This window comes from Arthrobacter sp. M4, from assembly GCF_020251205.1.
Classification (GTDB): Bacteria; Actinomycetota; Actinomycetes; order Actinomycetales; family Micrococcaceae; genus Arthrobacter.
The window spans coordinates 1-9,795 of the sequence record NZ_JAIWYX010000034.1 but is presented as its reverse complement, the minus strand read 5'-3'; the positions used below and the strand labels follow the sequence as shown (position 1 = coordinate 9,795).

The window sequence follows — 9,795 nt, the reverse complement described above, 5'->3', positions numbered from 1 at the left end:
CGGGGCGTGAACTTCTTCCGCACCGTCTACTTCCTTCCTGTCGTCACTTCGATGGTCGTTGTATCACTCCTGTGGCTGTTCATGTACCGCCAGAACGGGCTGCTCAACGAGATCCTCAAGACCGTGACGTTCGGCCTCGTGCAAGGCCCGGACTGGCTCAACAACACGGCGACGGCGATGCCGGCCATCATCCTCCTCTCGGTCTGGCAGGCCGCCGGGTTCCACATGATCATCTGGCTCTCCGGCCTGCAGACCATCTCCGGGGACCTTTATGAGGCCGCGTCCCTGGACGGAGTGAGCTCGTGGCAGCGTTTCCGCTACATCACGTGGCCCGGCCTGCGGGACACGCGCAACCTCATCCTCGTGACGATCACCATCCAGGCACTGAGCCTGTTCACGCAGATCAACGTCATGACCCAGGGCGGCCCGCTCGACTCCACGACAACGATCGTCTACGAGGCGGTCCAGTCCGGCTTCAAGCAGCAGGAGACCTCCTACGCATCGGCCATCTCGCTGGTGTTCTTCGTTCTCGTACTCATCATCTCCAGCGTCCAGCGCTACCTCACCCGGGAGAAGTCCTAACATGTCCGCCGCCATCAAGCCCGCTGCCGGCCGCAAAAGCCCCTCCCGCAGCGCCACGCGCATTCTCCGTCCCGGCACAGGAATCGGCGGGTGGGCCCTCCGGATTGCCCTGGCCGTCATCTTCAGCTTCCCGCTGCTGTTCATGTTCGTGTCCTCGCTCAAGCCGGACCAGCAAATCTTCGGCGACATGTCCTCCATTGCCGCGTTCCTACCCGTCGGGCATCTCTCGCTGGACAACTACGCCGGTGTCTTCGACCGGGTTCCGGCCGCGAGGTTCCTCATCAACTCTGTTGGCGTCTCCGTCATCACGGTCGTGCTGGGCGTGATCATCAATTCGATGGCGGCGTTCGCGCTTTCCCGCATGAAGGTCCGCGGCAAAGGCATCATCCTCACCCTCATCATCGCCACCCTCATTGTGCCGTTCGAAACCCTCGCCCTCCCGCTCGTGTGGTGGGTGAACCAGTTGCCGGCGCTCGAGGTCGACGGCTTCAACCTCTCACTCACCACTGGCTGGCTGGACACCTACCATGTCCAGATCGTCCCGTTCGTCGCGAATGCGTTCTCGATCTACCTTTTCCACCAGTATTTCGAGTCGATCCCCAAGGAGCTGGACGAAGCGGCCCGCGTCGACGGCGCCGGATGGTTCAAGATCTACCGCCAGGTCGTCATGCCGCTCTCCGGCCCCGCGGTCGCCACGGTTGCCATCCTGACCTTCCTGCCCGCGTGGAACTCGTACCTGTGGCCGCTCATGGTTGTCCAAAGCGAAGAGCTGCGTCCCGTGATGATCGGCGTGCAGTACTTCTTTCAGCTGAACGTGTCCTGGGGCCAGATCATGGCATACACCTCTCTGATCACACTCCCGGTTGTGGCGCTCTTCATCGCATTCCAGCGTGCGTTCGTAAACAGCATCGCAGCCAGCGGGGTCAAGGGATGACCGCGAAGCCCGGCGATAAGCCCCACGTGCTCGTCGTCGGCGAGGCACTCACCGACATCATCCACACCTCCGCAGGAACCCGGGAGCACCCGGGCGGATCGCCGGCGAACGTCGCCCGCGGCCTCGCGCGGCTGGGTGTCGCGACGTCGTTCCTCACGGCCCTGGGCCGGGACGCGCGAGGGCAGGCAATCGCGTCCCGGCTCGAGGCTGCGGGGGTGACCCTGCTGCCGGAATCGTGGTCCCTTCCGGCGACGTCGACGGCGGCCGCCGAGATTCAGGACGACGGCGCCGCACGCTACACGTTCGATCTCACCTGGAGCCTGCCGACGGGTGTCAACCTCCCGGCCGCGGACCACGTGCACATCGGCTCCGTTGCGGCGTTCCTCGCCCCCGGCGCCGACCAGGTCGAGGAGATCGTCCGCGGTTTCCGCAAGAGCGCCACCGTGAGCTTCGACCCAAACATCCGCCCGGATCTCCTCGGCCAGCCGAGCACCGCCCGGGCGCGCTTCGAACGCCTCGCAGCACTGACCGACGTCGTCAAGCTCAGCGACGAGGACGCCGCCTTCCTGTACCCGAACCTCACCCCAGGTGAAGCAGCCCGTGCCATTGCCGCGCACGGCCCGGTTGTGGCAGTAACCGCGGGCGCCAACGGGTCGCTGCTCCTCGCAGGCGGCGACCTCATCGACATCCAGCCCGTCCGCACCACGGTCGCCGACACAGTCGGCGCCGGAGACGGCTACATGTCGGCGCTCCTGTGGGCCCTCCTGGCTTCCCTGCGGCCCCAGCTCGAACCGCTAGGCAACACCGAACTGGCCGCCGCAGGAGCCTTCGCCGCCAGGGCCGCCGCCATCACCGTCTTCCGTCCCGGCGCTGAACCACCCACCCTCGCCGAGCTATCCAGCCCGAATCCGGCGCTTTAGCCCAGAACCCCGCCCTCTCCCCTCCCCCCGATTCAAGACCCAGAGAACAGATTCCATGACTTCCGTCCCCGCGCCCACACGCGACATCTATCGGCCCCGCATTCACTACACGCCTGCCAAGAACTGGATGAACGACCCGAACGGGCTCGTCTTCCACCGCGGCGTCTACCACCTCTTCTACCAGCACAACCCCTACGGCCCTGAGTGGGGCAACATGTCCTGGGGCCACGCGACGTCGACCGATCTGCTCACATGGACCGAGCAGCCCGTCGCCATCCAGTGCGACGACGACGAGGCCATCTTTTCCGGCAGCGCCGTCGTTGACACCCACAACACCTCCGGGCTGGGCAACGGTACGACACCCCCGATGGTCGCCGTGTACACCAGCGCGTACACCGAAACGTCGCAGCGCAACGGCACCCAGGCGCAGTCCCTCGCCTACAGCCTCGACGAGGGCCAAACATGGTCCAAATACGCCGGCAACCCAGTCCTGGACCGTAAATCCGCCAACTTCCGCGACCCGAAGGTCTTCTGGTACGACGGGCCAGCCGGGGCCTATTGGGTCATGGTCGCCGTCGAGGCAACAGAGCACCGCGTGGTCGTGTACAAGTCACCGGACCTCCTCTCGTGGGAGCACCTGAGCGACTTCACCGCCGACGGTCCCGCCGAGAGCGTCTGGGAATGCCCCGATCTATTCGAACTCCCGATCGACGAAGACCCCACCCGCACCGGGTGGGTGCTCATCGTAAGCGTTACCCCAGGCGGAGTCGCTGGCGGCTCCGGCACACGGTACTTCATCGGGGACTTCGACGGTGTGAGCTTCACTGAAGCACCGGTCACCGAAAAAACCGGCGACGGTGCAGCGGGGCTTCGCGGGTCATGGCTCGACTGGGGCCGGGACAACTACGCCGCAGTCTCCTTCAGCGGGCTGGCCGACCGGCGCGTCATGATCGGCTGGATGAGCAACTGGCAATACGCCGGCTCAACCCCCACCGGAACCTGGCGGAGCGCGATGACTCTCCCGCGCGAGATCTCCCTCGCCACCGTCGGTGGCCGTACAAGGCTCATCCAGGCGCCCATCGCCCCGACACCGACCCTCGTGACGCACGCTGCAGACAGCGCGGGCACGGTTCTGCCCGCAGGGCAAACCAGCATCGCCACCCTTCCCTCCGGGGAGGCACTCCGTGTTCAGGTAAACACGATGCAACCCGCCGGAGGCGTATTCGGTCTGAGGTTCCGAACAGGTGACGGAGAACTGACATCCCTCATCGTCGACGCGGCCACACGTGAACTGCGCCTGGACCGCACAGCATCCAGCGTCGCCGTCCACGACCTCTTCCCCTCCATTGAGCGGGCGCCACTCGATCTAATCGACGGTCGGGTCGAGCTTGAAGTCTACGTAGACGCATGCTCAATCGAGGTCTTCGCCCAGGGCGGGCTCGCAACCATAACAGACCTCATCTTCCCCCACGGCGGACAAACGGAAATTGAGTTTTTCGCCGACGCTGAGGTGCCCGTAAACCAACTTGAACTGGCGGTCCTAAGCTGACCCTCCCGGTGAAACCGGGAATCCGCCCGGGCCCAAGGCAGTTCACAAAACATGCCGGGCCCAAATGACACAGCGCAGAATGCTCTCCGGGTCGCGGCGCAGACAGCACCCGCAAGCATGAAACCGTTCATCCTAGCGTGCGCCCGGCACTGCCGGGCGTTCGAAGAATACGCAGCCTTGACGCTCCGACATCGCCTCGTGCGTCAGCTGACCAGCCAGCACATGCCGTGTCCACGATGAAACGGTCCCGACGACCGGCCCCGCCACATTGCTCACAAAGGGGAAGCCAGTGGATTTACCCACCGATAGGGAGACTCAGCCACGCGTTGGTATCAAGGATGTCGCCGTATCCTGTGGGGTTTCAACCGCCACCGTATCCCGGGCGCTAAGAGGTCATCCCAAAGTCGCACCAGCCACACGAAGCCGGATCCTCGAAATCGCCAAGCATCTGGGATACATACCATCCGCAGCGGCCGCAGCACTGGCCACAGGACGAAAGGGCAACATTGGAGTCCTTACGCCATCGCTGCGGCACAAACATTTCATTGACGCCTTGGAAGGTGCCTTTGTTGCGCTGGCGCCGACGAACTACGGACTCTGCCTTTTCGTCGCAGACGAGGACGCTTCCTGGCGCGCAGCGCTGAACAACGCCGCCGGACGCATCGATGCACTGCTCGTTCTCGAACCTGATCTGGCCGCAGAGGTTCCCGCCGGACTGATAACGCGGTCCTTAACACTGCAACCGCGTCAGGTAACCAATCAACTTCCTGCCCTCAGCCGCGAAGACCAGTCAATGGCAGAAGCGCACGCAGCACGCATCGTCGATCAAGAGGCGAAACATCAGGCGAGCCAGGCCGTGCGTCAAATGATCGCCACGATCGAGGAAGGCCGCCACACCCCGGGGCGGCAACGCGACCTACCAAAACAACTCGAGGTGTAGGCGCACGATACCTCATTTCCAGCCGACAAGTCCCATCATCGACTCGCGACTGTCGGCCGCCAACTCCCGCTTCACGACTTCCTCCTCGCCGAGTCGACACTCGAACGCGTCTGGGTCCGGCCAGCCCCGCCCCCAGCGAATTCGGTCCTCCGCCCGGAGACACCGAAGGATTTCGACGGGGGCAAGTGCCCCGTTGCCGCGCCATTCGACGACGGCGTGTACTTCGACCCGGAGACCCGCCGGTGTGTAGATCGACGTCACCGCGGGCCCACACGGAGACAACACGACTTTCTTCCACGACCCCTTCAAGGGGCTCCCTTTCTGAGGCCGCCTTAGGTGTGCAGCATGGCGGATTTCACGACCATACAGGTCAAAATCCGGCATGTCAGGGCTCTCCATTCTCGGCGCCATCCATGCAACCGTCGCGCCTTTCCGGAGGCACGGCCGCTTTGTCTTCTGGCCACCATTGTTTCTATGGTGCGTTGTCAGGTATCTGAGTCCCCAACGCCTGCTCATCAGGATCCTCGCGCTGGGACACCACTCGGACGTGGCAGTTCACCGATGGAAACTACTGGCGATTGCCGCCGTCCCGGCTCTCCCATGGGAAAGCTTCAACACGCTTTAGCGCTCTCCGAATGTCTTGTGTGCTTGCGATTCAAGTCCGAGGTCCGCAACATGTCTCAGTCCATAGGTGAGCCATCTTCGCCCGAATTCTCGCTGCTTCAGCGACATGACTGGCTCCCTTGAGAGATCCAGAGCCCTCAAAACACGCAAGCGACGCGTCGCCCCGCCCCTCGAACCATCCCTGGATCAGCTCTGCCACGACTTGGGCAATGATGTCCGGAATCATTTCACCCCTCCCACATCGTGCGCCGCCAAGATCCGCTCAGCACAATTATCTTCAAGTGCGCTGCCCCGTGAAGATCAGTTCAGCGCTCTCTCTGACCTGTCCGGAGCGGACCGACCAAACCCATCCAGCCTCGACCGAATCAGCTTCAGGAGATGAGGTTCGCGCCCGGGTCTCGCTCACGGACCGGGTTATCTCTCCCAACAGCCACTTCAAACGGCAGCCAGCGGGACGCGGAATTCGGTACGCAGGTGCTGGCCATTCGGTGTGAATCTTTTTACTGTGAGTGCGTGCGCGGGCGCATCGAAGCCGACTATCTGGTGGTCGGCGCTGGGACAGCGGGGATGGTCTTCACCGACCGGATCCTCGCGCATTCGGATGCCACGGTTGCGATCGTCGATCGTCGGCACGCACCCGGCGGACACTGGCAGGACGCATATCCGTTCGTTCGGCTGCACCAGCCCGCGAACCTCTACGGCGTCGAATCCGTGCCATTCGGAGCCAACAGGCGCGACGTCAGCGGCACGAACACAGGCATGTACGAGCTGGCCGGCCCGAGCGAGATCTGCGCGCACTTCGAAGAGGCGATGACGCGGGTCTTCCTGCCGACCGATCGTGTAGTCTACCTGCCCGAGTGCGAGTTCGTTGACGAGGGTCGGATCGTCTCCCGCCTGGACGGCCGCACCGTGCCCGTCACCGTGCGCCGCCGCGTGGTGGATGCGAGGTACCTCGAGGGCCGCATCCCCGCCACCTCCGCCCCGCCGTTCGCCGTGGCCGAGGGAGTCCGCTGCATCCCCACCGGTGGGCTCGCCCGACTCGCCCACCCGGCCGAACACTTCACAGTGATCGGCGCGGGAAAGACAGCCCTCGACACGTGTGTGTGGCTTCTCGAGCAGGGTGTGGACCCCGCCGACCTCACGTGGATCAAACCGCGCGAGGGATGGTGGCCGAACCGACGCTACCTGCAGCCGCACAACCTCGTCGTCGACCAGTACGTCGCAAACGCCGCACAGATCGAGGCCATGGCCCAAGCGACGACGGTTGACGATCTCTTCGCACGGCTCGACGAACAGGGAATCCTGCTGCGGGTCGATCCCTCCGTGCCACCCACGATGTTCCACGGCGCGATCGTCGGAGAAGCCGAGATCGCCCTCCTCCGGCGAATCGAGGATGTCGTCCGCCTCGGTCACGTGCGTACTGTCGAGCGCGACCGCATCATCCTCGACGACGGTATTATCCCCACGACACCCGACACGCTGCACCTCCACTGCGCGGCGCCGGGGCTCGTCCGGCCGCCACTGCGCCCGATCTTCGAGCCTGGCCGCATCACGCTTCAGCCGATGTTCTGGGGCACCGTCTCGTTCCAGTACGCGATGCTTGGCGTCGTCGAAGCCGAACTCCACGACGACGACCAGAAGAACGAGCTGTGCCGCCCGCTGCACCTCTGGGATCGGAATGTCGACTTCCTCATCGCCTACGCCGCGCTGATGGCGAACGCCCGGGCCCGCGGCCAGCATCCGGCCGTGTCCGCCTGGTCGCGCACGAGCCGGCTGTATCCTTTCGCCGAGCTGGAGCGTTACGCCCACGACCCACGCCTCCCCGAGGCTCGCGAACGCAGCCGAGCCCATGCCGCCGGAGCGCTCTCCAACCTCCCCCGCCTCATCGCCTCGGCGTGACCCGGCCATCGGCGGCCGTCGATCGCTGAGAGGCGGTGAGACTCGTGCTGCAGGCTCGAGACGAGACCGGCGGCTGCGGCTTCGTGCCCGATGGGGCGGGATCCTTGCGATGTTGATGTGTGGTTAGTGAGCTTTGTATGCTCGCCGTCACCCAGGGGTGCCTTTCAGAGCAGAAGAGTCCCGGTCTTAAGGGGGTAGGCAAGGGGTAGGCAACTGGGACTCTTCTGCACGGCCCTTGCGGCGAATCTCCGCTCCTGCGAGTTTCACCGCGAAAGGCGTTCCCCTAGCCGTCCGCCACGAGGGTCGGATCTGGGCCGTCGTCGCCGAACCCGTGCACTGGTTCGACCGCTGCGACTGGTGGAACACCAGCCGCCGCGCACCGGTCGGGTCCGGTGACCTGGTCAGCGTCGAGCACTGGCGCCTCCAGGTGCCTTATCGCGTCGACGTCCGCCCGGCGGACGTTCCACCTGCGCCGGGCCCCGCTCTCGGAACAGTGGCTGCTGGCCCGCGTAACGGACGGCTAAGACACCAGGCCCGGCGTCACGGGCCCGTGAGGAAACAGCCCTGGGTCGCGGCGCACCCAAGACCAAGGACAAACGGAAGTCCTTCGGCGATTGTCATGTAGTCAGCGACCGGGGCAAGCATGAACTGACGTGAAGGATCAAAAATAAGGGGTTCATGCTCCGAAGGACGCGACCGTTCTTGCAGGCAAACCGCAAAGTCATGTCGTGCGGCCACAGAGGTGCCATGAACGAATGAAACCAAGCAAGGGACGAAAGAAAATCAAGGAATGGAGGAAGCTGGCCACACTAAAGCCAGGACAACCGAATAACACGGCCAGGACACCCTAGCGACACTTCGCTCCCGGAAGTGTGGACAGTGTCCACACCGGCTAGGGGCCCAAAATGGCCCCCAGCCTAAGGGAAAACGTGTGCCCAAGGTGGGACTCGAACCGCATTCCAGCCCCCGCAAACACAGGGAACTCCAGAAAACATAAGCAATCCGAGCCAAACCGGCCGATATACGACCCAGTCCGACGCCGATTCCGTTGACAGTAATGATGGAATTGCTGTGCTGCCGTGTGGCTCTATCCGTTGCTGACACCTCATGGGTTGTCTTCACAATGATCTGTCCACGGCAACACAGCTGCAGTAAACACGGCGGCCAGATGGACATGACCTCATAGGAGCCTGTTCCGAAGAGTCCCATTACTGTCTTGTCTGCCCACCCGGCCGGCGTGCCCCTTTCCCACGCATGCAACGCAAGGCAGGGCAGTTTTCATCATGGCAAACGAACACCTCAATGTCATCGCCGGGATCGACACCCACGCCGATACCCACCACGTCGCCCTCATCACAGACACCGGCCGACACCTGGCCGCCAGGGAATTCCCCGCCGCGGGCCCCGGCTACCAAGGGATCATCGACTTCATCATCGGATACGGCCATCTCCTGGCTGCGGGCGTGGAAGGAACCGGCAGCTACGGCGCCGAACTCTCACGCATCCTCACACGCCGGGGCATACGCGTGGTGGAGGTCATGCGCCCGAACCGGCAGGCCCGCCGGCTGCAGGGAAAATCCGACCCGCTCGACGCTTACCAGGCCGCCGAAGCGGTGTTGTCCGGTCAGGCCACTGCCACCCCGAAGTCCCGCGACGGTGCCGTGGAATCCCTGCGCGTGCTGCGAGCCGAACGCACCACCGCGATGCGTGCCCGCATCGCCGTGATGGCGCAGGTCAAAGACATCCTGGTCACCGCCCCGGACCCCCTCCGCGCGAAATACCGCGGCATGACCAGCCCTGCCCTGATGAAAACCTTGGAGAAAACCCGGCCCGCCGGTGCCCCGTCCGAGCCGCTAAGCAGCACCGCGACCGTGCTCAAACGCCTCGCCCTCCGCTACCGGCACCTGCACCAAGAGCTGGCACAGATCGATGCCGAACTCGACGCCATCCTCAGCCTCCACGCACCCATGCTGCGCGATCTTCAGGGCGTGGGCACCGACGTCGCCAGCCAGCTCCTGGTCACCGTGGGAGACAACCCCGAACGCGTCAGCACCGAAGCGAAATTTGCCGCCCTGGTCGGCGTCGCCCCGATCCCCGCCTCATCAGGAAAAACCACCCGCCACCGCCTCAGCCGCGCCGGCGACCGGCAGGCCAACAAAGCCATCCACCGTATCGTCCTCGTCCGGATGCGCTACGACAGCCGCACCCGCAGCTACGTGAACAGGAGACGCCAGGAAGGCAAGTCCACCAAGGAAATCATGCGCTGCCTGAAGCGCTACGTCGCCCGGGAAATCTACGACCAGCTCTTTCACCCGCACCCCGCCCCGGACGGCGGACCACTGCGAAC

Annotated in this window: 8 protein-coding genes; 7 read left to right on the top strand and 1 reads right to left on the bottom strand. The window is 64.3% G+C overall.

The annotated features are described in order from the left end of the window. From LD110_RS23155 to LD110_RS23135, 5 genes are all read left to right on the top strand, one after another. The coding region (locus tag LD110_RS23155; RefSeq protein WP_225502296.1) for a carbohydrate ABC transporter permease at positions 1–582 on the top strand (582 nt) is incomplete at its 5' end. 142 nt (positions 583–724) lie between these two features. Further along, positions 725–1,516, top strand: a complete 792-nt coding sequence (locus LD110_RS23150) for a carbohydrate ABC transporter permease (protein ID WP_225502297.1) — start codon at positions 725–727, stop codon at positions 1,514–1,516. After that, a complete protein-coding gene (locus LD110_RS23145; protein ID WP_225502295.1) occupies positions 1,513–2,436 on the top strand; it encodes a PfkB family carbohydrate kinase in 924 nt (307 codons plus the stop codon). The genes LD110_RS23150 and LD110_RS23145 overlap by 4 nt, the downstream gene beginning before the upstream one ends. Before the next feature lie 55 nt (positions 2,437–2,491). Continuing rightward, positions 2,492–3,985 (top strand): glycoside hydrolase family 32 protein, encoded by a 1,494-nt coding sequence (locus LD110_RS23140; RefSeq protein WP_225502294.1) that lies wholly within the window; start codon positions 2,492–2,494, stop codon positions 3,983–3,985. 289 nt (positions 3,986–4,274) lie between these two features. Beyond that, positions 4,275–4,925, top strand: a complete 651-nt coding sequence (locus LD110_RS23135) for a LacI family DNA-binding transcriptional regulator (RefSeq protein WP_225502293.1) — start codon at positions 4,275–4,277, stop codon at positions 4,923–4,925. 12 nt (positions 4,926–4,937) lie between these two features. Here the strand turns inward: LD110_RS23135 and LD110_RS23130 are convergent, their stop codons facing one another. Beyond that, entirely contained in the window at positions 4,938–5,309 is a 372-nt protein-coding gene (locus tag LD110_RS23130) for a hypothetical protein (protein ID WP_225502292.1), read from the bottom strand. Between the two features lie 753 nt (positions 5,310–6,062). Here LD110_RS23130 and LD110_RS23125 point away from each other — a divergent pair. Both LD110_RS23125 and LD110_RS23115 read left to right on the top strand, forming a co-directional pair. Continuing rightward, positions 6,063–7,448 (top strand): NAD(P)-binding protein, encoded by a 1,386-nt coding sequence (locus tag LD110_RS23125; RefSeq protein WP_225502291.1) that lies wholly within the window; start codon positions 6,063–6,065, stop codon positions 7,446–7,448. Positions 7,449–8,731: 1,283 nt separating this feature from the next. Further along, positions 8,732–9,795, top strand: a 1,064-nt coding sequence (locus LD110_RS23115) for an IS110 family transposase (RefSeq protein WP_225502290.1), incomplete at its 3' end; no start/stop codon positions are given.